The sequence below is a fragment of the Kitasatospora sp. NPDC032757 genome, assembly GCF_055579305.1.
Window position 1 is genome coordinate 56,730 of record NZ_JBVINN010000034.1, and the last position, 23,266, is coordinate 79,995.

Annotated in this window: 26 protein-coding genes and 1 pseudogene; 17 read left to right on the forward strand and 10 right to left on the reverse strand. The window is 75.1% G+C overall.

What is annotated here, in order from left to right; all coding sequences use genetic code 11:
- Positions 1-466 precede the first annotated feature (466 nt).
- A complete protein-coding gene (locus ACZ5WK_RS29620) occupies positions 467-898 on the reverse strand; it encodes a DUF3592 domain-containing protein (protein ID WP_465551825.1) in 432 nt (143 codons plus the stop codon).
- Between the two features lie 374 nt (positions 899-1,272).
- Here ACZ5WK_RS29620 and ACZ5WK_RS29625 point away from each other — a divergent pair, with 374 nt between their 5' ends.
- Both ACZ5WK_RS29625 and ACZ5WK_RS29630 read left to right on the forward strand, forming a co-directional pair.
- Positions 1,273-1,551: a hypothetical protein gene (locus ACZ5WK_RS29625; RefSeq protein WP_465551827.1), complete on the forward strand. Its 279-nt coding sequence runs from the start codon at positions 1,273-1,275 to the stop codon at positions 1,549-1,551.
- A gap of 21 nt (positions 1,552-1,572) precedes the next feature.
- The gene (locus ACZ5WK_RS29630; protein ID WP_465551829.1) at positions 1,573-1,683 is read left to right on the forward strand and encodes an FAD-binding protein; all 111 of its coding nucleotides are present in this window, start codon (positions 1,573-1,575) and stop codon (positions 1,681-1,683) included.
- A 110-nt stretch (positions 1,684-1,793) separates the two neighbouring features.
- Here the strand turns inward: ACZ5WK_RS29630 and ACZ5WK_RS29635 are convergent, their stop codons facing one another.
- Positions 1,794-2,573 (reverse strand): hypothetical protein, encoded by a 780-nt coding sequence (locus ACZ5WK_RS29635; protein WP_465551831.1) that lies wholly within the window; start codon positions 2,571-2,573, stop codon positions 1,794-1,796.
- Between the two features lie 407 nt (positions 2,574-2,980).
- Here ACZ5WK_RS29635 and ACZ5WK_RS29640 point away from each other — a divergent pair, with 407 nt between their 5' ends.
- Complete coding sequence (locus ACZ5WK_RS29640; RefSeq protein WP_465551833.1) at positions 2,981-3,466, forward strand: hypothetical protein; 486 nt, start codon at positions 2,981-2,983, stop codon at positions 3,464-3,466.
- A 158-nt stretch (positions 3,467-3,624) separates the two neighbouring features.
- Positions 3,625-4,077, forward strand: a pseudogene (locus tag ACZ5WK_RS29645) (SRPBCC family protein); the annotation flags it as partial.
- A 360-nt stretch (positions 4,078-4,437) separates the two neighbouring features.
- Here the strand turns inward: ACZ5WK_RS29645 and ACZ5WK_RS29650 are convergent.
- A complete protein-coding gene (locus tag ACZ5WK_RS29650) occupies positions 4,438-4,920 on the reverse strand; it encodes a flavin reductase family protein (RefSeq protein WP_465551835.1) in 483 nt (160 codons plus the stop codon).
- Between the two features lie 222 nt (positions 4,921-5,142).
- On the opposite strand from ACZ5WK_RS29650, the gene ACZ5WK_RS29655 reads away from it, so the two are divergent.
- On the forward strand, positions 5,143-5,562 hold the full coding sequence (locus ACZ5WK_RS29655) for an SsgA family sporulation/cell division regulator (protein WP_465551837.1): 420 nt from the start codon (positions 5,143-5,145) through the stop codon (positions 5,560-5,562).
- A 71-nt stretch (positions 5,563-5,633) separates the two neighbouring features.
- Here the strand turns inward: ACZ5WK_RS29655 and ACZ5WK_RS29660 are convergent, their stop codons facing one another.
- Positions 5,634-5,801 carry a hypothetical protein gene (locus ACZ5WK_RS29660; protein ID WP_331741551.1) on the reverse strand — a complete coding sequence of 56 codons (168 nt, stop codon included), beginning with the start codon at positions 5,799-5,801 and terminating at the stop codon, positions 5,634-5,636.
- Positions 5,802-6,254: 453 nt separating this feature from the next.
- Between ACZ5WK_RS29660 and ACZ5WK_RS29665 the strand changes: the two genes are divergently transcribed.
- Positions 6,255-6,908 (forward strand): HemK2/MTQ2 family protein methyltransferase, encoded by a 654-nt coding sequence (locus ACZ5WK_RS29665; RefSeq protein WP_465551839.1) that lies wholly within the window; start codon positions 6,255-6,257, stop codon positions 6,906-6,908.
- Positions 6,909-7,008: 100 nt separating this feature from the next.
- A complete protein-coding gene (locus tag ACZ5WK_RS29670; protein ID WP_465551911.1) occupies positions 7,009-7,275 on the forward strand; it encodes a CDGSH iron-sulfur domain-containing protein in 267 nt (88 codons plus the stop codon).
- Here ACZ5WK_RS29670 and ACZ5WK_RS29675 read toward each other — a convergent pair.
- From ACZ5WK_RS29675 to ACZ5WK_RS29685, 3 genes are read right to left on the reverse strand one after another with little or no spacing between them, the layout of a single operon-like run.
- Positions 7,222-8,256 (reverse strand): iron-containing redox enzyme family protein, encoded by a 1,035-nt coding sequence (locus tag ACZ5WK_RS29675; RefSeq protein ID WP_465551841.1) that lies wholly within the window; start codon positions 8,254-8,256, stop codon positions 7,222-7,224. The two genes, ACZ5WK_RS29670 and ACZ5WK_RS29675, sit on opposite strands and share 54 nt — an antisense overlap.
- A 59-nt stretch (positions 8,257-8,315) precedes the next feature.
- Positions 8,316-9,137 carry a dimethylargininase gene (ddaH, locus tag ACZ5WK_RS29680; RefSeq protein ID WP_465551843.1) on the reverse strand — a complete coding sequence of 274 codons (822 nt, stop codon included), beginning with the start codon at positions 9,135-9,137 and terminating at the stop codon, positions 8,316-8,318.
- Between the two features lie 58 nt (positions 9,138-9,195).
- A complete protein-coding gene (locus ACZ5WK_RS29685) occupies positions 9,196-10,347 on the reverse strand; it encodes a carboxylate-amine ligase (protein WP_465551845.1) in 1,152 nt (383 codons plus the stop codon).
- Positions 10,348-10,536: 189 nt separating this feature from the next.
- Here ACZ5WK_RS29685 and ACZ5WK_RS29690 point away from each other — a divergent pair, with 189 nt between their 5' ends.
- From ACZ5WK_RS29690 to ACZ5WK_RS29715, 6 genes are all read left to right on the forward strand, one after another.
- Positions 10,537-10,710 (forward strand): CsbD family protein, encoded by a 174-nt coding sequence (locus ACZ5WK_RS29690; RefSeq protein WP_465551847.1) that lies wholly within the window; start codon positions 10,537-10,539, stop codon positions 10,708-10,710.
- A gap of 22 nt (positions 10,711-10,732) precedes the next feature.
- Positions 10,733-11,191 carry an SRPBCC family protein gene (locus ACZ5WK_RS29695; RefSeq protein ID WP_465551849.1) on the forward strand — a complete coding sequence of 153 codons (459 nt, stop codon included), beginning with the start codon at positions 10,733-10,735 and terminating at the stop codon, positions 11,189-11,191.
- 271 nt (positions 11,192-11,462) lie between these two features.
- Positions 11,463-11,858 carry an ATP-binding protein gene (locus tag ACZ5WK_RS29700; RefSeq protein WP_465551851.1) on the forward strand — a complete coding sequence of 132 codons (396 nt, stop codon included), beginning with the start codon at positions 11,463-11,465 and terminating at the stop codon, positions 11,856-11,858.
- Positions 11,859-11,907: 49 nt separating this feature from the next.
- Positions 11,908-12,273 carry an STAS domain-containing protein gene (locus ACZ5WK_RS29705; RefSeq protein WP_465551853.1) on the forward strand — a complete coding sequence of 122 codons (366 nt, stop codon included), beginning with the start codon at positions 11,908-11,910 and terminating at the stop codon, positions 12,271-12,273.
- On the forward strand, positions 12,273-12,722 hold the full coding sequence (locus tag ACZ5WK_RS29710) for an ATP-binding protein (protein WP_331741570.1): 450 nt from the start codon (positions 12,273-12,275) through the stop codon (positions 12,720-12,722). The genes ACZ5WK_RS29705 and ACZ5WK_RS29710 overlap by 1 nt, the downstream gene beginning before the upstream one ends.
- A gap of 168 nt (positions 12,723-12,890) precedes the next feature.
- Positions 12,891-15,296, forward strand: coding sequence for a SpoIIE family protein phosphatase (locus tag ACZ5WK_RS29715; RefSeq protein WP_465551855.1), 2,406 nt, complete (start codon positions 12,891-12,893; stop codon positions 15,294-15,296).
- Positions 15,297-15,469: 173 nt separating this feature from the next.
- Here the strand turns inward: ACZ5WK_RS29715 and ACZ5WK_RS29720 are convergent, their stop codons facing one another.
- Positions 15,470-16,681: a PP2C family protein-serine/threonine phosphatase gene (locus ACZ5WK_RS29720; protein ID WP_465551857.1), complete on the reverse strand. Its 1,212-nt coding sequence runs from the start codon at positions 16,679-16,681 to the stop codon at positions 15,470-15,472.
- A 594-nt stretch (positions 16,682-17,275) separates the two neighbouring features.
- On the opposite strand from ACZ5WK_RS29720, the gene ACZ5WK_RS29725 reads away from it, so the two are divergent.
- The 4 genes from ACZ5WK_RS29725 (at position 17,276) to ACZ5WK_RS29740 (ending at position 21,127) form a co-directional block, all read left to right on the forward strand.
- Complete coding sequence (locus ACZ5WK_RS29725; protein ID WP_465551859.1) at positions 17,276-18,148, forward strand: SigB/SigF/SigG family RNA polymerase sigma factor; 873 nt, start codon at positions 17,276-17,278, stop codon at positions 18,146-18,148.
- 237 nt (positions 18,149-18,385) lie between these two features.
- Positions 18,386-18,619: a DUF6296 family protein gene (locus tag ACZ5WK_RS29730; protein ID WP_465551861.1), complete on the forward strand. Its 234-nt coding sequence runs from the start codon at positions 18,386-18,388 to the stop codon at positions 18,617-18,619.
- Positions 18,592-19,404, forward strand: a complete 813-nt coding sequence (locus tag ACZ5WK_RS29735) for a ribonuclease BN (protein ID WP_465551863.1) — start codon at positions 18,592-18,594, stop codon at positions 19,402-19,404. Before ACZ5WK_RS29730 ends, ACZ5WK_RS29735 begins: the two co-directional genes overlap by 28 nt.
- A gap of 229 nt (positions 19,405-19,633) precedes the next feature.
- Positions 19,634-21,127, forward strand: a complete 1,494-nt coding sequence (locus ACZ5WK_RS29740; protein WP_465551865.1) for an SDR family oxidoreductase — start codon at positions 19,634-19,636, stop codon at positions 21,125-21,127.
- Between the two features lie 19 nt (positions 21,128-21,146).
- Here the strand turns inward: ACZ5WK_RS29740 and ACZ5WK_RS29745 are convergent, their stop codons facing one another.
- Together ACZ5WK_RS29745 and ACZ5WK_RS29750 are read right to left on the reverse strand one after the other, a co-directional pair.
- A complete protein-coding gene (locus ACZ5WK_RS29745) occupies positions 21,147-21,728 on the reverse strand; it encodes a hypothetical protein (protein WP_465551867.1) in 582 nt (193 codons plus the stop codon).
- A gap of 78 nt (positions 21,729-21,806) precedes the next feature.
- A complete protein-coding gene (locus ACZ5WK_RS29750; protein WP_465551869.1) occupies positions 21,807-23,072 on the reverse strand; it encodes a pyroglutamyl peptidase in 1,266 nt (421 codons plus the stop codon).
- Positions 23,073-23,266 lie beyond the last annotated feature (194 nt).

Below are 23,266 nucleotides of genomic sequence, written 5' to 3' on the forward strand. Positions count from 1 at the left end.
TGCGACCTCGTAGGCCTGCTCCGTCCCACCCCGCAGGAAGACCAGTCGGACCGTCAGCGCGCCGGCCTCCGGTGGTACGGGCGGGCGCCCGGAGTTGCTGCGGTCGGTCCGCAGTCCGTCGGGGCTGAGCCCGTGGGCGCCGCCGTAGTCGAGGTAGTGGCGGCCGCGGTCGTCGACGGCCTCCAGCCAGAGGAACAGCGGCGGTGCGTCGCTGCTCCGTCTCCGCGTGCCTTCTGGTGCTGCCGGGCGCCGGGACCGGGCAGGAGCTGTACCGGTCGGCCGCGGTGTCCGGGTGGCCGACCCTTGAGGGGCCAGGTGACTTTGTGGCCGGTCCGGACGGTGTCCCCCACCGCCGCCGATGAACCGGCAACCCGTGAGGCCGCCGTGGAAGTTCTACCAGTTCGGCTCGGGGTGCGGGCCGTCCGGCGGGTCGACGGCCGGCCGTCCACGGCGGAGTGCGCCGTCGTCACCGTGGCCGCCGGTCGAGGACGACCAGGACGAGCGCGGCGAGCACCATGACGCCGCCCAGCCCCAGGAACGCGTACTCCAGCCGACGGCGCTCGCGCCCGCTGACGAGGACGTGACGAGGGTCCGCAGGGTCGTACCGGATGCCGACGTACGAGCCGTCGACGAGCGGCGCGCGGCGGCTCGACGGCACCGGCGAGAAGACCTCGACCACGCGGCCGTCCTCGGTGGTGAACTGCAGCAGCGGGCGGGAGACGGCCGAGCGGTCCTCCAGCCCTGGAACGCGCTCGCGCACCAGTGCCCGCACCGGCACGCCGGCCCGGCGCAGCCGCCGGAGATCCCGCAGCCCCGCGACGCCGGCCAGGTAGGCGACCAGGCCGCCGAGGGCCGCGAACACCGCCAGGGCGGCCGCGATCCCGGTCGTCGTCCCCATGGTCCCTCCAGTCCTCGGAACCCTTGGCACCTGCCGGATCCGCCGCTCGCGACCTGCCCGGTATCGCCGTCGCCGACCGGGTGTGACGTCAGCCCCGCGTCAAGATTCGACCCGGGTCACGGCACGTTGCGGCGCCGGCTGTCGACATGGCGGCGAGCCCGGCCGGCATCGACAGGGAAGGCAACAGGAATGGCAGCGGGAAGGGCAGTGGGAATGGCAGTGGGATAGGCAGCGGGAAGGGCAGTGGGATAGGCAGCCGGGAAGGCAACAGGTAAGGCAACAGGTAAGGCGCTGGCGAATATTGACGAGTTGTTAACAATTCCTGTAGCCGACTAACGTGATCGAATCATCGACCGGGGAGGGGATGATCAGCGGTGAGTGGTTCGCCGAAGAACAACGAGGGCGTCGACCCGCCCGGGAGTATCGCGCCGGTGAGAGCCGCGCTGACCGAACTCGCCGACGCGAACACCAGGATCCGCGGACTCGGCGCCCACTCGGGTGCCTCCGCGGTGGCCGCCCTCGACGGTTTCGCCACCGGTGGCGCGCTCCGGACGGCGCTCGCCCGGTGGCAGTGCCAGGCCGAAGCGGTGGGCCAGGCGCTCCGCGACGCCTCGACCGCCCTCGGCGACGGCCGCCCGGGGCCTTCCGCCTGACGGTGCGTCCCGGCCCTGGGCGTGGCGTGTGCGACCGAGGGCGACGTGCAGGCCGCCGTGCGCTGGGCCGCCGGGCACGGCGTGCCGTTCGCGCCACGCTCGGGCGGCCACAACCACGCGGGCACCGGCTGAGCCGGGGCGGGCTCGTTCGCGCCGTGGCGGGCCGTCCGTTCGCGGCAGGCGCGCACCGTGTCGTCCTCCCGCCCCGGCCGCTTCCGCCGGTCCGGGCCGGGGTCACCGGCTCAGCTCCTCGTCCGGGGCGCGGCCCGGCCGATGTCCCGCGGGAGTTCGAGACCGAGGACGCGGTCGAGGCGCACGGAGGTCTCGAACCGGGCGCCGGCCGGCCCGGAGCCATCGGCGATCCGGTCCAGCTCGGCCAGGCCGGTCGCGGTGTCGAGGTCGTTCTCGAAGGCTGCGAAGGCCCGGTGGGTCGGGTCGGCGAGCGAGGGGAGGGAGGGCTCCTGCGCCCAGTCGGCGACCAGCCGCCGCCAGCGGTCGAGCGTTTCCTGGGCGGCGGTGAGTGTCCGGCGGGTGAGGTCCACGGGTACGCGGTAGGGGTGGCGCAGCAGCGCGAGGCGGACGGCGAGCGGTTCCACCTCCATGCGGTCCAGGAATCCGAGCGGTGGCTCGCCGGGGACCGGCGGCCGGGCGGGCGCCGTGGCGGTGACGACGGCGCCGGCGACCGGCCGGGCGGCGCCGGTACCGGGCGCGAGCAGGTGGACGTCGGCCGGGGCGGTGGCACCGTCGGGGTCGGGCGGGTGGACGCCCATCAGGTCGGCGTCCCGGGCCAGCGCCTTGACCTGGGCGGGCGGCAGGTCGGGGTGTGCCCACACGAGGCCGACCTGGAGATCCCCGCCGAGCTCGCAGACGCGGCGCAGCACGTCGGCGACCAGCAGGGCGCGCAGGTCCGCGAGGTCGAACGGGTGCTCCGGGCGCCCGAGGTGGACGACGACGCGCAGCAGGCCGCGCCGGGCGGGGCGGATCTCGGCGGTGGTGCCGGTGCGGGTGTCGGTGAGACGCAAGGATTCCTCCCGGGACGGGTCAGGGTCGTCGGACGCCGGGGCGTTCGGTCAGGGCCGCGAGTTCCCGGCCGAGGCCGTGGTGCAGGTCGCGCAGGAGTCGGGCGGGTGCGCCGAGGCCGGCGAGGCGCGCGCGGCTCTCGACGAGCCGGCGGGCACGCCGCTCCTGCCCTGGCCGGATGGAGGCCGTCAGCGCCGCGGCATCGAGGGCGGTCGAGGGCGAGCGTCATCGCCCCTGGCTGTCTCCAGTGTCGCCCCCGCGGCCGTAGGCGGCCATGCCGCGGTGTGCCCACCGGTGCCGGTCACCGGGCGCGCCGGGCCGCGCCCCCGACCGGCGGGCAGGCACAGCCGTCAATTCGCGCCACTTCGCTGACAGAAGCTGTCAGGGAAGTGGCCATAGCGTCCGCTGCATGACGAACAACGGCTTCGCTTTCCTCACCGGCACCTACGACGTCGCCAACCGCTGGCGCAAGAACTTCCTCGACCCCAGCGACGGCGAGGAGCACTGGGAGGAGTTCCCCGGCGTCACCCGCGCCTCCGTCCACTTCGACGGCGCCGCCAGTTTCGACGAGATCGAGTTCCCCACGAAGGGCTTCTCCGGTCTGACCCTGCGCCTGTTCGACCCGGCCACCGCCCAGTGGTCGCTCTACTGGGCCAGCAAGCGCACCGGCACCCTCTTCCCGCCGGTCAGCGGCGGCTTCCGCCCGGACGGCACCGGCGTCTTCCACGGCGACGACGAGCACGACGGCCACAAGATCCGGGCCCGCTTCATGTGGTCGGGCATCACCGCCGACCGCGCGCACTGGGAGCAGGCGTTCTCCCTCGACGGCGGGCAGACATGGATCACCAACTGGCACATGGACCTGACCCGGCGCACAGCCGCGGCCGGCGAGTGACGGGACCGGGAGCAGGCCTGCCGCAGCGCGTCGAGGGCGCCTCCCGGCCGGCCCCGCACGCCGGGGCGAAGCCCTGGCCCGCTGATTGGGATCCCGCTTCGCGGGCAGGCGCCGGTTGGCTCGGAACCTCCGGGCCGCACCTGTGGAAGGGGAACGTCATGAGCACGGTGAAGGAGTCCATCGACGTCGAGGTCCCGCTGCACAGCGTCTACAACCAGTGGACGCAGTTCGAGGACTTCCCGCAGTTCATGGACGGCGTGGAGCAGGTCCGCCAGACCGATGACCGGCACTGCCACTGGACGACGAAGGTCGCCGGCGCCCGGCGCGAGTTCGACACCGAGATAGTCGACCAACTGCCCGACGAGCGCATCGCCTGGCGCACCGTGGGCGGCGACGTCCGGCAGATGGGCGTCGTGACGTTCCAGCGCATCGACGAGGCCCGCACCCGCGTGAGCCTGGCCATGGACTACGAGCCCCACGGCATGGCCGAGAGGGCGGGCGCCATGCTCGGTGTCCTGGACCGGCAGGTCAAGGGCGACCTCAAGCGGTTCAAGGGGTTCATCGAGGAGCAGGGCCGGGAGCGGGGCGCCTGGCGCGGCCGGCTGACACCGGACGGCGGGCCGGCTGCCCCGGCCGGGGCAGGGCCGACCGGTCCCGCCGACGCGCCGGACAGGGAGACGCCGCAGACGCGGATGACGGGGGAGGGCGCGCCGCCCCTGCCGGAGGACGGCGGCCGCGGCACGTCGGCGGGCCTTCCCGCCGACCCGGACGACATGCGGCACGGCTGACCGCGACGAGCCCACCCGTGCGGGCTGCCGGCTTCCGGGCGCCGGCAGCCCGCTGTTTCTGGCGTAGAGGTCTCCTGACGAGGGTGCCCGAGGCCGCCGCCCGGGTGACCGAATCCGTGGGCACGTGCCCGGCCGAGGCGTCGGCGATGACCCGAGCGGTCGCCGGGCCGGCCCCCCGGAGGGTCAGGCGGCGTGTCCTGCGTCGATGTCGGTCACGTCGCGGAGGGTGAGCGGGTGGCCGTGGTCGGTGGTGGTGCGGGTGACGAACGGGTCGAGGAGGAAGCCGACGTGGTCGCCCCAGTCGGCGCGGTCGAGCACGCGGCCGGCGAACCACGCGACGGCGTCGGTGAGGACGGGGACGCCGTCCGGGCCGGGGGTCCAGCGGACGGCCGTGAACTTGTCGACCCGGTCGCCGGTAAGGCCGCCGAACAGTTCGGCGAGGTCGTGGCGCTGTCGTGACAGCAGGTGGACCGCCAGGGTGTCGGCGCGCGAGGCGACGGCGTAGGTGTGGTTCGCCTTGGAGATCCACACGGTGAACCGGGGCGGCCGGATCGAGCACTGCCCGGCGAAGCCGACCAGACAGCCCGCCCGTTCCTCGCCGACGGCCGCGGTGACGACGTGGACCGGACAGTCGAGCATGGCGGTGAACGCGTCGAACCTGTTCATGGTGCGGCCTCTTTCCTCGGCGCCGTGCGTTTCCCCGGTGCCGTGCGGCGGGTGACAACGGCGCCCCTCCCGGGGCCCGCGCCGGCGCGATGGGGCCGGGACGATGCGGGAGATGTGAACGAGGGGGCACGGGGCATCCACCATTCCCCCCGAACGGGGAGGACATGTACCTCCGCGGCCCGGGTAGACGCCCGGGCACCACACCGCAGGGAGGAGTACGGAGTGAGCCATCTGATCGAGGACGTCGTGGAGGCCTGCATCCTGGGGCCGGCGCCGCAGATGATCCGCATCTGCGCGCGCTACGCCAGTGACGACCCGCTCGCCCTCACACTCGGCTTTCCGGCCCGGGCGTCGGTCCGGCCGTGCGAGGACGTGGAGACGGAGTGGACCGCCGCGCGCGACCTCTTCGCCGCCGGGCTGGAGGCGCTCTCCGGCCACGGGGACATCCGGGTCGGCCCGTGGGAGGAGGGGTTCACCCAGATCCAGATCCATGGCACGGAGGGCTGCGCGCTGGTCGTGTTGCGCACCGACGAGCTCGCCAGGTTCCTCGACCGCACCTACCGCGCCGTCCCGGCAGGCGAGGAGAGCTCCTTCATCGACTGCCCGGACACGGTTGCCGAACTCCTGGGCGACCGGAGCTGAGGCGACGAACTCCTGGGCGACCGGAGCTGAGGCGACCGGAGCCGAGCCGCCTCTTTCCACGCGATCCCACCTCACCGGGTCGCGCGCCCGCCCCCGCGCCGGAACCGGACCGCGGAGATGCCCAGGGCGAGGAGCAGTACCGCGATGCCGAGGAACAGCAGGTAGAGCAGCCCGTGGGCGACCACGCCGATAAGCCCGAGCACGATCGCGATGATGATCAGGAAGAGTACGAGCGCCATGGCGGCCCTCCTTCGTGGGCATGTCCGCGTCCCTCGCGGGCATCCGGTGGTCGGTCCCCGGGCCCCCGCGATCCTCGCCCCCGCGGTCCTCTCCTCCGCGGTCCTCGGCGGCCGCCCATCGGCGGGCGGGCGCTCATCGGCGGCACCACCGGCGTCGGACGTCGGACGAGGAGCCGCCGGCGAGGACGATGCCCGCCACCCGGGCCACGAGCCCGGTGGGCGCCGGCGCCCGCAGTACGTCGACCGCGCGCAGCACGCCGACGGCGAGACCTGCGCCGCAGAAACAGAGCGAACCGCAGGACGATGATCAGCAGGGTCATGATGTCCCCACCTCCGGCCCTTCCGTCTGCCCGGTTCGGCGGGAAACACTCGCGGTGCCGGGGCCGTCCGGTGGTACGGGAGTGAAGCCCGCAATCTCCGGTTGTGCAGGAGGATGCTGGGCAGGCGCGCGGTATGTTGCTGCTCAGACCACCCGGTGTGTACCCGGCGCAGGGCGACACGGCCCTGTTGGCGGAGAGCCTGGCCCGGGAGGGGCCGCTGCGCGGGGTGCGCTGCCTCGATCTCGGGACCGGCAGCGGTGCGATCGCGCTGGCGGCGGCCTGCCGCGGTGCCCGGGTGACGGCGGTGGACGTGTCGTGGCTGGCCCTCGCGACCGCGGGCGCGAACGCCTGGCTCCACCGGTGTCGCGTCCGGCTGCGCCACGGCGACCTGACCGGCCCCGTCCGGGGCCGGCGGTTCGACCTGGTGCTCAGCAACCCGCCGTACGTGCCCGCCGAGCGGCCCGGGAGCCCGCGGCGGGGCGTCGCGCGGGCCTGGGACGCCGGGCCGGACGGCCGGCTGCTGCTCGACCGGATCTGCCGAGAGGCCCCCGGGCTGTTGGCGCGCGGCGGGGTGCTGCTCTTGGTGCAGTCCTCGCTGGCCGACGTCCGGGCGACCGTGCGAGCCCTGGAACGGGCCGGGCTGCGGGCCGAGGTGGTGGCCCGGCGGCGCCAGCGCTTCGGGCCGGTGATGACCGCACGGGCGGTCTGGTTCGAGAGCCGCGGCCTGATCGACCCGGGCGTTCGCGAGGAGGAACTGGCGGTGATCCGCGGTGCCCGCCCTGCCTGACCCACCCGCCCGTCCCGTCCTGCCAGGGCGGCCCGAGCCGTCCGAGCCGTCCGAGCCGTCCGAGCCGTCCGAGCCGCCCGTGCTGTCCGAGCCGCCCGTGCTGTCCGAGCCGCCCCGCCCCGACCGTGGCGGCCCGCGGCGGGTGCAGCCGACCGGGCACGGCCCGGTGCTGATCGAGGGCCCGGTCGAGATCGTGCTCCCGGACGGCACCACCGTCTGCTCCGACCGTCCGGTGGTGGCCCTGTGCACCTGCGGCCGCAGCCGCCGCTACCCCTTCTGCGACACCAGCCACCGTCGTCACCGCCCCGGCGGCTCACCCGGCCCGGGCGGTCCACCCGGTTCCGGCGAGCGGTCCGCCGCGCAGTGAGCTGCGCCCGGCAGCCCACGCGCCGGTCAGGTGGTCGGCCAGGTGCTCCTCGGCGAGCGAGCTCGCGGCGACCCCGAAGGCGACGTCGCCGGCCAGCCCGGGCTCCGCCGCGAGGAGCGGGGCGATCACCCCGTGCCGGACCAGCTGCTCGTGCACGGCGTCGGCCTCCACGTGCTCCTGGTAGAAGCGGATGCCGGCCGGCCCCGCGCCGAGCCGCTCGAACGCCCGGACCAGCCGGGCGGACCCGGGCGAGGAGGTGATCTCCACCGCCGCGAACTGCCCCACCAGCGCGCCGCGCAGGGCTCGGTGGAGACCGAACAGCGACATCAGGTTGACCACCGCCAGCGCCGGGGCGGCCGCCGCGTCGACGTAGTGGCCGTACGTGGGGTCCAGGCCGAAGTCCGCCATCATCTCGGCGAAGAGCCGGGAGTGCGCCCGATCGGGGTGCCCCGCCCCGTACTCGTCGTACTCGACGGCGAGGAAGGCCGCCTGCGCCGCGCCGCCGAGGCGGGGCGCCGCCCACAGTTGGGGGTCGGCCTCCTTGAGGTGGTACAGCGAGCGGTGCACCAGGTACTCGCAGGCCTGCCAGCGCCGTCCGTCGGCCAGCAGGAAGTGGGAGGGGCCGGTGCCGGTGCGCGGCTCGGTGAGCAGCCGTTCGAGCAGGTCGTCCAGCGGCGGCGGCCCGCCCGCCTCCGCCCGTACGGCGGCCAGGAAGTGCCGTTCCAACGTGCGGCGCAGTCGCAAGAGTTCAGGGTCCCACTCCCAGCCCGGGTCGACGCCCCCGAAGCCGCGGTAGTGCAGCTCGTAGCAGACGTAGAGGGCCAGCTGAAGGTCCTCGCCCCACGGGTCCTGCGTGCGCACCGGGACGGGGTCGGGCAGGCCCGCGGCGCCGGGCGGGCCCGAGGCGAGGACGGTCCGGACGGCCTCGGAGAGCGGGCCGCGCGGGGCGGGCAGGCGGGGCGGTCGGGAGGTCTCGATCACGGTGGTCTCCTCACGCTGGTCTCCTGGTGGTGGTCTCCGGGGGAGGAGGGCGGCTGCGGTCAGGCCGCGGCGAGTTCGAGGGTGCAGCACTTGGCCCCGCCGCCGGCCTTGCGGAACTCCGACACGTCGACGCCGACCGGCTCGAACCCGCGACCGGCGAGGCGTGCGGCCAGCCGGTCCGCGGTGACGGGGAGCACGACGTGGTGGCCGTCGCTGAAGGCGTTCACCTCGAAGCGGCCGGCCTCCTCCCGGGTGGCGAGCAGGGCGTCCGGGAACAGCGCCGTCAGCGCCGCCAGGCTCGGCCGGTCGAACGCGCCGGGGTAGTACAGCGCCTCGGTTTCGCTCAGCACGCACAGCGCGGTGTCGAGGTGGTAGAAGCAGGGGTCCGCCAGCCGCAGGGTCACCACCGGGAGGCCGAGGCGGCGGCGGACCTCGTCGTGGGCCGCCGGCTCGGTGCGGAACCCCGTGCCGGCGAGCAGGATGCGGCCTGCGGTGAGGATGTCGCCCTGCCCCTCGTTGACGTGCGCCGCCATGCCGACCTCCGGGAACGGACGGCCGGCGAACCAGCGCCAGAACGCCACCGCCTCCGGTGCCCGTTGCGGATGGCGGAAGCGGGCGATCAGCACCCTCCCGTCGACCACGGTGGCGGCATTCGCGCTGAACACCATGTCGGGCAGCCCCGGCACCGGGTCGGCGAACTCCACCAGGTGCCCCAGCGAGCGGTACACACCCACCAGCTCCTCCCACTGGCGGACCGCCCGCCGCCGGTCGACCGGTCGTTCCGGGTCCATCCACGGGTTGATCGTGTAGTCCACCGAGAAGTAGGTGGGCGGGCACATCAGTACCCGGCGGCGGAGCGGAGTTCGTTGCGGGCGGGGCATGGTGGTCACACCTCCGGTTCGGCGGCCCCCAGCGCGCGTCTGCCCGGCACGGGCCGGCTCACTCGGACTCCGGCCGCCCCGTGGTCCGGCCGCCCGACGTCCCGCCGCCCGCCGTCAGCGCGGCGAGCGCGTCGACCACGTCCGGCAGCAGGCCGCGCCGGGCGAAAGCGGCCCGCTGGGCGTCCGCGCCGGCGCCGCAGGCCAGCAGCCGGGCGGAGAGCCGCCGGGCCAGGTCGAGGTCGCCCTCTGCCGCCAGGCCCGGCGCGGCCCGTTCCAGCAGCTCGCCGAGCAGCACGGACACCGGCGCGGACCTGGGCGCGTCGTCGCCGCCGCGCACGTCCAGGGCGGTGCCGTGCAGCCCGGCCGCCGCGGCCCGCCGGTGGGCCGCGCGCAGCAGCCGCTCCCCGACGGGCGGACACGGCCGGTCCGTCTCCGAGAGCAGGACGCGGGTCAGCCCGCGGAGCAGCACCGCGATCAGCACCGGGACCCCGACGTCGGCGTTCACGTCCGCGATCCGCACCTCCAACGTGGGCAGGTGCTCGGACGGGCGGGCGTACCAGTAGATCATCCGCCGGTCGACGACGGTGCCGTCGGCGACCAGCCGCTCGACGTACCGCTCGTACCCGGTCTCGTCGAGGCTCGGGGCCGGACCGACCGTCGGCCAGCGTTCGTAGTGTGCCGCCCGCGAGCTCGCCCCGCCGCGGTCCGCGCCCTCGCAGAACGGCGAGTTCGCACCGAGGGCCTGGACGACCGGCAGCCACGGGCTCAGGCGGGTGCTCACCGCGAGAGCCTCGCCCCGGGTCAGGTCGCCGACATGGACGTGGCAGCCGCAGACCTCCCCGCCGGCCTGGTCCGCGACGCCCGGCCCCACAAGGCCGGCGATGCGCCGGTAGCGCGGTGCGTCGGTGACCGGCAGCGGATGGGCGCTCGGCAGCACGGCCGACCCGGAGGCGACCAGCAGGCAGCCGGCCCGGGCCGCCGCCGCCGTCAGGGCCGCCCGGACCGCCAGCAGGTGTGCGCGCAGCTCGGCGGCGGTGCGTACCGGGGGAGTGCAGCCCTCGATCTGGGTGGCGTAGAACTCCGCCTGTGCCCGGTCGCCGAGTACGCGCGACACGTCCCGCAGCACGGAGGGCGCCCGGGGCACCGTGGTCCTGGTCCGGGTGTCCACGAGGAGGTACTCCTCCTCCACACCGAAACGCAGCGGCCGCACGTCGGCCTCCTTCCCGCGGTGCGGTGCCGGCGAACGGGAGGGCCGGGGGACACCGCCGCCTCCCGCGGCTACCCGCCAGGGGCGGGGCCAAGCCCGGGCCGGCCGGGCGGTTTGAGGTCCGCCAACCGGAGCAGACGCCCCGGGACGCCGGCCGGACCACGGCCGGGCCGAGAGCAGAGGAGCGACGCCATGGGCGCCGGGGACAAGGTGAAGAACGTCGCCGAGAAGGCGAAGGGCAAGGCGAAGGAGTCCGTCGGCAGGGCCACGGACGACCCCGTTCTGAAGGCCGAGGGCCGGGCGACCCAGGCCAAGAGCGACCTCAAGCAGGCCGCCCAGAAGGTCAAGGACGCCGCCAAGGACTGACCGCCGACGAGGAGGAGCACTCATGAGCATGGTGCGGCAATCGATCGACGTGGACGTGCCGCTGCACACCGCGTACAACCAGTGGACGCAGTTCGAGGAGTTCCCGAACTTCATGGACGGCGTGGAGGAGGTCCGGCAGGTCGACGACCGGCACAACCACTGGAAGACCAGCATCGCGGGCGTGAGCCGCGAGTTCGACACCGAGATCGTCGACCAGCTGCCCGACGAGCGCGTGTCCTGGCGGACCGTCGGCGGGGACGTGCAGCAGATGGGCATGGTGACCTTCCGAAAGATCGACGAGAACCACACCCGGGTGATCCTGGCGATGGAGTTCGAGCCGGAGGGCCTGGCCGAGTCGGCGGCCGACACGCTCGGCATGGTCGACTGGCGGGTGAAGGGCGATCTCGACCGCTTCAAGGGATTCATCGAGGGACGCGGCGGCGAGAGCGGCGGATGGCGGGGCCGCCTCACCCCGGCCTGAGGCCGCCCGGAACGACAGAAGGCCCCCGTCTTCCAGGGCGCCGCGCCGGCCCACGGTCGGCGCGGCGCCCTGGACGGCTGTCGGGGGCCGGCGGCCTTCGTCCCGAGCGGCCTTCGTTTCGAACGGTGTCTAGTCCCGAGCGGTGTCTCGTCCCGAGCGGTGTCACCGTCCCGAACGGTGCCCCTCCCGGCATCGGAGCCGCAGGTTACGCCGGCTGCGGTGGGGTAGGCGCGAGGTCCGGACCGGACGCGAGGAGAGCCGAGGTGACGTCATGCGATGTGTCCCCTCGCTCGAGGTCGACCTCGACGGCGCCCCGGGCTCGGAGGCCAGGGCCAGGCGCGCCGCGCGCCGTTTCCTCGGTGAGCTGGCCGGTCTCGGCAGGGGCCGGCTGAGCCCCCAGACCTGCCAGGACGCGCTGCTGGTGGTCGGCGAGCTGGTGGGCAACGCATGCCGTCACGCGCCGGGCCCGTGCACGCTGAGCATGGCGGTCGCCGACGCGGGCGTCGAGATCGCGGTCGAGGACACCAGCCCGGAGCTTCTCCACCCGGCCGCCCGGCCCGGGCCGGGCGGGTACGGACTGCTCGTGGTGGCCACGATCGGCCACCGGGTGCACGCCGTCCGCACGGCCACGGGCAAGATCGTCGAGACGACCGTCCGCGACCGCTGAGAGTACACGCGGCCTATCGTTGAACAAGGACATGGGAGGAGCGGAGGCCATGGAAGCCGACGGTGGCCCGGCGGGGCTCACGGTGACGGTCAGCGCCTCGGGGCGGAGCGTGGTCGTCCGCCCCGAGGGCGAGCTGGACCACGACACGGCGCAGCCTCTGCGGGAAGCCCTGGAAACGGCCCTGCACGGCCCGCCCGGGCCGGTCGTGATCGACTGCGACGGCCTCTCCTTCTGCGACTCCACCGGCCTGAACGTGCTGCTGCGCACCCGCCTCGCCGCCGAGGGCGGCGGCCGGGTGCTGGTGCTCGCCGGTCCCAGCCCGATGGTGGCCCGCATGCTGGAGATCACCGGCGCGGCCGAGATCTTCCGCATCGCCCCCTCGATGGCCGAGGCGCTCGCCGGCCAGGACGGCTGATGCCACCCGCCGCCGACCAGCGCAGCCTGGCCCTCGTCTCCGGCAGGGGAGCGGTCACCAGGTCCCGCGAGTTCACCCGCGCGGCCCTGTTCGACTGGGGCTGGCTCCCGGCCGCCGGGGACGAGCGCCGGGCGGTGGCCGAGGACGTCCTGCTGGTCGTCAGCGAGCTGGTCACCAACGCCGCCCGGCACGCCGGCGGTCCGATCGAGCTGCGGCTGCGCCACTCGCCGTCGGGGCTGCGCGTGGAAGTGTCGGACGAGAGCCCCGAACCGCCGGTACTCCGGAGCAACGACGATCCGGCGGTCCCCGGCCGGCACGGGCTACGTGTGGTCGCGCTGCTCTCCTGGGCCTGGGGCAGCGTGCCGGACGCGGGCGGCAAGACCGTGTGGTCGGAGATCGCCGCCCCGCCGGCCCGCCTGGGCCCCGCGACCGGACGCGACCCGCACTGAACTGACGGCGCCCACGCCCCGCGCCGCCGACGGACGCCCCGCCCGCACGCGGCACCGCCCGGGCCACCGGCCTAAGCTGGACCCACACCTCAACACGGTGCCTCGCACCGTCCCCGGCAGCCCAGAGACGCGAACCGGGACCTTGGCAGGACAGACCAGGGGGCGCGGATGTCGGAATCGCACAGCGAGAGCGCCCGGCTACGGGCCACCATCGACCGGCTGCGCAGCGAGGTGGAGGGCCAGCGCCGCGCGATGCGGACGCGTGCCGTGATCGAACAGGCGAAGGGCATCCTGACCGAACGGATCGGGTGCACCCCGGACGAGGCGTTCAGCCACCTCGTCCAGCTCTCCCAGGACAGCAACCGCAAACTCGTCGACATCGCCGCCGACCTCCTCGGGACCGTCGCGCCGCCCGAGGCCGATGAGCACCTCCCCGTGGTGGAGCGGCGTCCGTCCTTCGCGCCGCCGCCCGCCCCCGTGGTGCGCGGCCCCGACCCCCCGCAGCCGCGGGCGGGTGCTCCCGCGGCCGGGGGCGAGTACGCCGCCCGCTACCACGTCACCGCTTCGGCCCTCGGCTCGGCCGAGACACCGGACGAGCTGGCCGCCCTGCTCATCGAGGCCGCCCTCGCCCCGCTGGGTGTCGGCGCGGTGGCCCTCACCGTCCTGGAGCCCGACGGCGCGCTGAGGCTGGTCGCCAGCCACGGGGTGCCCGCCCACCAGCTCAGCCAGTGGCAGCGCATTCCCCCGCACATGTCCCTGCCGCTGACCGACGCCGCCCGCGCCGGGGCGACCGTGTGGGTGCGCGGCCGCTCCGACTTCGCCACGCGCTACCCCGACCTGAAGGGGGAGGACCTCGTCCCCGGCGACACCGTCTGCGCGCTGCCGCTGCGCACCGGCGAACAGCTGATCGGCGCGATGAAGCTCGGCTGGCCCGGCGACTTCCACGCCGACGGGCCCACCGCGCACCACCTCTCCGCCCTGGCCCGGCTGTGCGCCGCCCAGCTGCTGCGCGTGCTCACCCCGGGCGCGGAGGAGGAAGCTCCGGTGCCGGCCGGCGAGCCGTGGTTCCGGGCGGTGCTCGACGCGCTCCTCGACCCCGTCCTGATCCTGCACGCCGTCCGCGAGCCCGAGGGGAAGGTCACCGACCTTCGGGTCGGGCACGCCAACGCCGCCACCGTCGACCTGGCCGGGCGCACCGGTCAGGACATCGTCGGCCGGCTGCTCAGCGAGCTCTACCCCGGCATGGTCTCCTCCGGCACCTTCCAGCACCTGCTCGACGTCGCGGCCGGCGGCGTGCCCTACCGGGGTGAGGCCGAGCAGTACGTCGAGGTCGTCGGCGGCGCGGTCCACGGCTCGACCATGACCCTCCATGCCACCCCGTTCCTCGACGGCGTCCTGGTCAGCTGGCGCACCCACGACGAGCAGGAACGCCGGGAACAGCAGCTCGCCCAGGCGCAACGGCTGGCCGGCCTCGGCACCTGGCAGTGGGAGGTCTCCGCCGCGAGACTCGACTGCTCGCCCGAGGTCTTCCGGCTGCTCGGCCTGCCGGAACGGGCCGAGCCCGGCACGCTGGGCCCGGCCGAGGCGGAGGCCGCCATCGCACCGGCCGACCGCGCCGCCGTCCGGCTCCTGGCCGAGAGGCTGCTCGCCGGCCACACCTCCGCCACGCTCGAGTTCCGGGTCGTCCGCGCCGACGGCGTCAGCCGGGCCGTCCGGGCCATCGCCGAGACCGTCCCCGGGCAGCTGGACGGCGAGGCTCTCGCCGTACGCGGCGTCATCCAGGACATCACCGCCTGGCGGCACACCGAGAAGGCGCTCGCCGACACCCGGGCCCGGCTGGCCGAACAGGTCCGTCAGACGGCCGTCGAGCACCGTGCCGTCCGCGCCCTCCAGCACGCGCTCATGGACGTGCCGAACGGCCCGCCCGCGCCCAACCTCGACATGGCGGCCCGCTACCTGCCGGCCGAGAGCGACACCCAGGTCGGCGGCGACTGGTACGACGCCCTGACCCTCCCCGACGGCACCGTCCTCATCGTGGTCGGCGACGTCTCCGGCCACGGTCTGCGCGCCGCCGCCGGCATGGCGCAACTGCGCGACGCGCTGCGCGGCCTCGCCTTCACCGGTGCCGAACCGGACCAGTTGCTCCAGCGCCTCAACCAGATGCTCTGCCACCTCGGCGGCGAGTTCATCGCCACCGCCGTCTGCGGCCGGCTCGACACCGGGCGGCGCACCCTCACCTGGGCCAGGGCCGGGCACCTGCCGCCCCTGCTGGTCCACGACGGTGTCGGCCGCTACCTCGACCCGCCCCTGGGACCGCTGCTCGGCGCCCACCCCGGCGCCGTCTACCGCAGCACCGTCCTGACGCTCGCGCCGGGCGACCTGGTCCTGCTCTTCACCGACGGACTGGTCGAGCGCCGCGGCGAGGGCCTCGACCGCGGCCTCGACCGGCTGCTCAGGGCGGTCGAGGAGTACAGGGTGCCGGGGATCCCCGGCTGCCTCGACCACGTACTGCGCCGGCTCAAGGCACCCAACCCGTACGACGACACCTGCGTCATCGGCATCCGGTTGTCCTGAGACGGCCGGCGCCCGGGCCGCGCCGGCGGAGGCTCACCGGCGCGGCTCCGGCAGCACGCCCGAGACCGTGTTCACCGGCGCCGGGCCGGTGCTACGCCCGACACCCGAGCGGCCAGGACCTTCCGTCGTGCGGGTGCGGGTGCGGGTGCGGGTGCGGGCGCGAGGGCCCGGCGTCACGGCGCCGGGTGCCATTCCGCGAGCAGTACGGTGGCGTCGTCGCGAAGACCCGCACCCTGGTAGTCGAGAAGGGCACGCACCAGCCGGCGCAGCGCCTCGGGGGCCGGCTCACCGGCCGCCACCGAGCGGACGACCAGGTCGAGCAGCCGCTGCTCGCCGAAATGCTCTCCGGTGGGGCCCCGGCCCTCGGTCACCCCGTCGGTGTGGACGAGGACCCGGTCACCCGGCTCCAGCTGGGTGTGGTGGACCGTCCGGTTCGCCACCGGGTAGCCCTCGCCCAGTCCGAGCGGCAGCTCGGAGCGCCGCCGCAGGGCGTCGGGCACGACGCGCTGGCGGCGGATCAGCAGCGGCGGCGGATGGCCGCAGTTGACCCACGACAACCGGCCGCCGGCGAGATCGATCTCGCCGAAGACCGCCGTCAGCAGCCGGCCCGGTATCCAGCGGGCGAGCACCCCGTCGACGGCCGCCACGATCTCGGCGAGGCCGCCGCCGGCCCGGCGGACCGACCGGCACCCGGCCAGCGCCACCGCCGACGCCCCGCCGGCCGCGAGGTCGTGCCCCATCGCGTCGACGACCGCCAGGTGCAGCCGCCCCTCGTCGAGGCTGTGGTCGAAGGCGTCCCCGCCGATCTCGTACGCGGGCTCCAGCACGGCACTGGAGGTGACCTGGCGGGTGCCCAGGGTCATGGGCGGCATGAACGCCCACGCCAGCTCGGCCTGCAGGGTCATCGGGCGGCGCCGTACCGTCCGCGCCACGGTGTCGCTGAACGCCGACTTCGACGCCACGAGGAGGGCGGTCAGCGAGGCCAGCGTCCGGCACCGGTCGATCGTCGCGGCATCCAGCGAGGCGGCCGACACCCGCAGCACCCCGATCCGCTCGATCCCGTCGGCCAGCGGGAGCCACAGGGTCAGCCCGGGGCCCGAGGAGAGCCGCTCCGACATCGTCCGGTACGCCCACCCCGCCAGCGTCCCGTCGATCTCCAGCACGTCGCCCGCCTGCCCGGCCGCCGGATCCGCCCTGTCGGAGGGCGCGTCGGACGGAAGGGCGACCAGCCGACCCTGTTGGACGTCCGCCAGGTACACGGCCGCGCCCGCCAGGCCCATGGCGGCGGCGGTGCGGCCGATGAGGGCCGGCAGGGCGCCGGGGGCCGTGGTGTGCGACTCCTCCAGCACCGTGCCCAGCAGCCGTCCGAACGCGGCGTCGTCCATGATCCCGGCCACCTCAGCCCCCGGCCCGGCGGGCCCGGTCCCGGAGCCCGGCACCGGCGGACTCCCCGTCGGAGGGGAGGTGTCCGAGGGAGGTCATGCGATCACGTCCTGTCGGGTCTGCTCGATGGGGCGGTGCGGTGCGGGGCCGTGCAGTGCGGGGCAGGGGCGGCGCGGTCGTGGCGGCCATGGCCGGTCTCCTCGGCGCGCGAGTCGGTCCCCGGGCCGCGCGTCTGCCCGGTCGGCGGACCGGGAAACGGCGCAGGACCACGTCCGTCGCCATGACGATCGTCCGTTCGTCGCCACGCCCCGTGGCGGGCGCCTCCGGAAAAGGTTGATCCGCCCGGCGGCCGGGCATAAACGGAGAACGGAGTGCCGGGCTTGCCGCCCCCTCCGCACCGGCGGTCTCGCAGCCGCCGGATTCACGGCACGGTCACCGTGCCGGGACGCCGCCGCCTGAAGAAGCCGGGTGTCACGGTCTCCCATCATCCGATCCCTGCGTGCCCCCGTCGTGGCTGTCCGTGGCCGCCGCACGGGTGGAGGCATCACCCCGTCCGGGGGTGAGGCGGCGCGGGGACAAGCCAGGGAGATGACCCCGTGTCCGCCCTCACCACTGCGGTGCTGCCCGCGAGCGCGCCACGAGCGCTGGACTTCCACCGACCGACCCGCGACGAGCTGCGGGGCATGGGCAAGACCGAGGCCCGGGCGCGGAGCGACGCGCTGTTCGAGCGCCTCGCCGGCCTGGACCGCGAGTCGGACGCCTACAGCTACGTACGCGGCACGATCATCGAGCTCAACATGCCGCTGGTGCGGTTCGTCGTTTCCGGCTTCCGCAACCGCTCCGCCGAGCTGGAGGACCTCCTGCAGGTCGGCACGGTCGGGCTGATCAAGGCGGTGGACGGCTACGACCACCGGCGGGGCGTGGAGTTCGTGACGTACGCGATCCCGACGATCGTCGGTGAGATCAAACGGTTCTTCCGTGACACCTCCTGGCCGGTGCGGGTCCCGCGCAGCCTCCAGGAGCTCTACCTGCGGGTCGCCCGGCGCTCGGACGTCCTGGAGCAGGAGCTCGGGCGGCTGCCCACCGCGGAGGAGCTCGCCGAGGAGCTGGAGCTGGACGTCGCCGAGGTCGCCGCCGCGCTCGGCGTGGGCCGTGCCTACCGCTCGGACTCGCTGGACGCGCTGCGTGAGGACCGCGAGGACGAGACGGGCAGCGCGCTGATCGACCGGCTGGGCGAGCGCGACCGGAACCTCGCCCTGGTGGAGTTCCGGGAGTCCGTGCGGCCGCTGCTCGGCGAGCTCTCGCCGCGCGAGCGCACGATCCTGATGCTGCGGTTCTGGGGCGACTGCACCCAGTCGGAGATCGCCGAGCAGATCGGCTGCTCCCAGATGCACGTCTCCCGGCTCCTGGCCGCCACGCTCGGCAGCCTGCGGGAGCGGCTGGCCGATCCGGCGGCGGACGCCTCCTGACGGGGGATCGCCCGGCGGTCGACCGCTCACGGGCGGTCCGCCGACGGACGGTCTGCCCGGAGGTCGTTCGCCCCGGCGACCCGGCGGTCGACCGCTCACGGGACCCGGAGGTCGTTTGCCCCCGGGAGAGCAGGGCAGATGCGCCCACGGGCCCCCGGGGGGAGGAGGTCTGTGCGGACGGCCCCGGCACACCCGTCCGGCCCCGCCGGCCGGACGGAGCGGCATCAGGAGGCCGCCATGGAACACATCGAGCGATACGCCGTCACGATCCCCGGCGCCCCGGGCGCCCACGCCGAGCCGCGCGTCGTCGTCGTGAGCCTGACGCACACGACCGGGCCGGACGGACGGCCGGTCTACACCGACGACACGGGGACCTTCCTGGTCTACGTGAACGGCGGGGTGGCCGAGCCGGTCGCCGACCCGCCCGGGCCCACCTCGATGCGATGCCTGCACGCCGTACCGCTGCCGTGATCCGCCGCGCCCGGAGCGTGGTCGCCGTGACGTGGCGGCGGGGCCGCGAGGTCGAGCTGCTGCACCGGGCGATGGCGTTCGCGGCGCTGTGCTTCGTGACGCTCGTGCCGCTGCTCGTGGTGATCGCCGCCGCGTCACCGACCCGCGGCAGCGGAATCGCCGACTGGATCGCCGACGGCCTCGGCCTGTCCGGCCGGTCGTCGGCGGCGGTGGCGCAGCTGTTCGCCTCGCGGCGGGAGGTTCTCAGCACCGCCACCGGCCTCAGCCTCGCCGCGCTCGCGGTGTTCGGGGTCACCCTGATGACCGCCCTGCAGACCGCGTACGAGCGGATCTGGCAGCTGGCGCCCGCCGCCTGGCGCAGCGTGTGGCGGCAGGCCGCGGCCCTGGCGGGGCTGATCGGCTACATCCTGGTCGCGGCCTGGAGCCGGGTCCCCTGGGAGCACACCGCCGCGCAGCCGGCCCTGAGGGTGGCCGCCACGGTGGGGGGCGGGATCCTGCTCTTCTGGTGGCTGCAACGCCTGCTGCTCGGCGCGCGGGTCTCCTGGCGCAGGCTGCTGCCGGGCGCGGCCGCGACCGTCTTCGCGCTGGCCGGCCTGCGGGCGTTCTCCCGGCTGGTGTTCGCACCGCTGATCGTGGCCAACGTGGTCTCGTACGGGCCGGTCGGCACGGTACTGGTCGTCCAGTCCTGGCTGATCGGGGTGGGCTTCTCGGTGTACGGGGGAGCCACCGTGGGCCGCGCCCTGCTGTCCCTGCGGCTGGTCCCGCGCCGCCGGGGGCCGCGGTGAGCTCCACCCGGCGCCGGCGCGTCACCAACGGCGCCGGGCGGACCTTCGGCACCGGCCCGGCCCCCGGCCCGGCCACCACCGGCCCGGCCACCACCGGCCCGGCCACAGACCTGGCCGCCCGGTCCGCCCGGTCGCCGGATCCGGACGGCACGCGAGATCCTGGGTTCACACCGACCCCGGGAACCGAGCTGGGCCCGGCGGCCTGCGGCCACCGGGCGGAGGAGCCGGCATGACCCATCAGCCTCCCACCCCGCCGCGCTGCCTGGTGACCGGCGCCACCGGCTACATCGGCGGCCGCCTGGTCCCCGAACTGCTCGCGGCCGGACACCCGGTGCGCTGCCTGGTCCGCGACCCCGGCCGGCTGCGCGACCAGCCGTGGCGGGCGCAGGTCGAGACCGTCACCGGCGACGTCACCCGGCCGGACACAATCCCCGCCGCCGTCGACGGGGTGGACGTCGCCTACTACCTCGTCCACTCGCTGGGCACCGGGCCCGGGTTCGAGCAGACCGACCGCGAGGCCGCCCGCGCGTTCGGCGAGGCCGCCGCCGCGGCCGGCGTGGCCCGCATCGTCTACCTGGGCGGACTGATCCCCGGCGGGGTGCCCGAGCAGCAGCTCTCGCCGCACCTCCGCTCGCGCGCGGAGGTCGGCCGCACGCTGCGGCGCAGCGGCGTGCCCACCGCGGAACTGCGCGCCGCGGTGATCATCGGATCCGGCAGCGCGTCGTTCGAGATGCTGCGCTACCTCACCGAGCGGCTGCCGGTGATGGTCACCCCGAGCTGGGTGGGGACCCGTATCCAGCCGATCGCCGTACGGGACGTGCTCCGCTACCTGGTCGGCGCGGCCGGGCTGCCGTCCGGGGTCAACCGGACCTTCGACCTCGGCGGGCCCGACGTCCTGACCTACCGGGGCATGATGCGCCGCTACGCCCGGGTCGCCGGGCTGCGCCGGCGCGTCATCGTCCCGGTGCCGGTGCTCACCCCGGGGCTGTCCAGCCACTGGGTGGGCCTGGTCACCCCGGTGCCGAACGCCATCGCCCGGCCGCTGGTCGAGTCGCTGCGGCACGAGGTGGTGTGCGGCGAGCACGACATCGCCCGCTGGGTGCCCGACCCGGCCGGCGGCCTGATCGGCTTCGACCGGGCGGTGGAGCTCGCCCTGCGCCGGATCCGCGACGCCGAGGTGGTCACCCGCTGGTCCTCGGCCTCCCTCCCCGGCGCGCCCAGCGACCCGCTGCCCACCGACCCCGGCTGGGCGGGCGGCAGCCTCTACGAGGACGTCCGGGAACGCGCCGTCGGGGCCTCCCCGAGTGCCGTCTGGCAGGTCGTCGAGGGCATCGGGGGCGACAACGGCTGGTACTCCTTCCCGCTCGCCTGGGCGTTGCGCGGCTGGCTGGACCGCCTGGTCGGCGGCGTCGGCCTGCGCCGCGGGCGGCGGGACCCGGCCCGGCTGCGGGTCGGCGACTCGCTGGACTTCTGGCGCGTCGAGGAGATCGAACCGGGGCGGTTGCTGCGGCTGCGAGCCGAGATGCGGCTGCCGGGCCTGGCCTGGCTGGAGTTGTCGGTCGGCCCGGACGGCGAGGGCGGCACGCACTACCGCCAGCGGGCGCTGTTCCACCCGCACGGACTGGCCGGCCACGCCTACTGGTGGGCGGTCGCCCCCTTCCACGCAGCCGTCTTCGGGGGGATGGCCCGCAACATCACCGAGCGGGCCCGGGAGGCGGGCTGACGCCGCGCCCTCCCGGCGGTCAGCCGAGGAACGCCCAGGCGGCCGCGCCGGTGGCCGTTCCCAGTCCCGCGCCCGCCACCGTCTGGCCGAGCGTGTGGTAGCGCAGAGCCACCCGCGACCAGCACACGGCGACCACCGCCGGGCCGCAGCCCCACCACCACGGCGAGTGCACCGCCGCCGCGAGTGCCACCACGGCCGAGGCCACCGCGGAGTCCACGCTGATCTTCCAGACCGTGTTGACGGCGAGCAGGACGACCGTCATCGCCCACAGCGCCAGCATCGCCACCAGGATCCCGCGCGGCGCGTGCCCGAGCAGCATCGCCAGCGCCCCGGACCCGATCGAGCCGAGGATCACCAGGAAGATCGGCCCGCGTTGCCGCCGGTCCACCACGTGCCGGTCACCCCAGGTGCCGCGCCGCCGTTCCCACTCGATGTACCCGGCCGGCACCAGTCCGGCGCACAGCGCGCCCAGCAGCCCCCAGCCGACCCCGGTCCAGTCACCCGCCGCGGCGACCCCGATCGCGACCATCCCCGCCAGCAGCACGTTGCGCGGCTGCAGCACGTCGGTCACCGCCCGGGCCGCGCCCGTCTGCCCGCTCACCCCGTCACCTCTGTCACGATGATCATCGTACGAGTCGCCGGGTGCTTCGACTGAGGGCGGGGCGGGCAGGCGGTGGGGTCAGAAGGCCGCGTGCCGGAGGATGTCGAGGACTTCGTCGGTGATCGCGGCCTCGTTCCGCTCGAAGTCCGGACCGGTGAGCCGGTCGGGCCGGTCGGGCAGGCCGGTGAGGACGGGCGTGTGCAGGTGGCCGCCGGGCAGCCGCGGGGCGAGGTCCAGCCGCAGCCGGTTGGAGCGGTAGGCCACCTCGTTGGAGAGGTAGCCACCGCCGCCGCCGGCGACGGCCCGCGACCCCGGGGTCGGCCCGTCCGCGCGGTCGACCGGCTGTTCGTCCCCGGCCGGGATCTCGGTGACCTCGGTGTTCAGCAGGGAGGGGTACGGCTGCTGGACGGCGGTCATCGCGCCGGTCGGGAGGGTGGTGGGGATGAACTCCGCTCCGGGGCCGAGCCCGGGGGCGGTCACCGGGTGCTCCCGGGTACCGCCGGAGAGCGTGCCGGTGTTGTCGGGGTACGGGTCGGCGGAGCGGGCTCGCCCCGCCCACGCCTCCAGGGTGAACAGGCCGGGGTAGCCCTGGCTGATCGTGGTGATGAGGTCGGCGGACCGGGGGCCGGGGGTGAGGCGCGGGCCGAAGGCGCGCTCGACGATGCCGTGGTCGAAGTCGGCGTAGCGGACGGGGAGCAGGACGGCCCTGATCTCGGCCCGGGTGCCGTCGGCGAGGGTGATCCGGCGGCCGTTCAGCTGCAGGGCGGCGGAGCCGGAGGGGTTGGCGCGGCGAAGCTCGTCGTCGAGGCCGAAGGGGTCGAAGCCGCTGACGAATATTCGCCGCAGGCCCGGGGTGCCGGTGAAGTCGTTCTCCGCCAGCCCTCGGGAGGCGTCCTCGAACCGTTCCCGCAGGGCCATGGCGTCGAAGGGGAAGTCGGGCTGCCACCGGGCGAGTTGGACGGTCATGGCGAGCCGGGTCCAGTAGAGCGGGCGGTCGTCCCGGGCGGGCAGGTCGCCGCCGGGGCGCCGTTCCTGCGCGCGGTCGGTCGCCGCCGACCAGAGGGCCCGTCCCCAGGCCTCCACGAGCCGTCCGGCCTCGGCCGCGTTCCGGGTACTGCACAGGGCGGCGGGGAAGCGTCGGACGAAGTCGCCGAGGGCCGCCCCCTCGGTGAAGGCCGCTGTCCGGGTGTCCCCGAGGCGGTCCTGCTCCCGGTCGGTCGGAGGAGAGGTGACGGTGCGACAGGCAGACCGGTCCTCGGCTGCCGAGGTGGTGGCCGGCAGCAGTGGCGTGGAGAGCACGCCGATGAGGGTCGCTGCCAGGACGGCGCGGCGGGCGGGCATCATGGAGTGTGACATTACACGGCGATCTGACGGTCAGCCAGATGTCCGACCCCTCCCGTGGGTTCGGGTGGCGCCCACCGGGTGGAACCCCGGCCCCGGCAGGCGCCGAAGGAGCGACCGCGGCATGAACCCACCGGCACACGACCGGTACTGACGCACCGGCACGGAACCGGAGCGGGTTCGCCGGACGACGACGG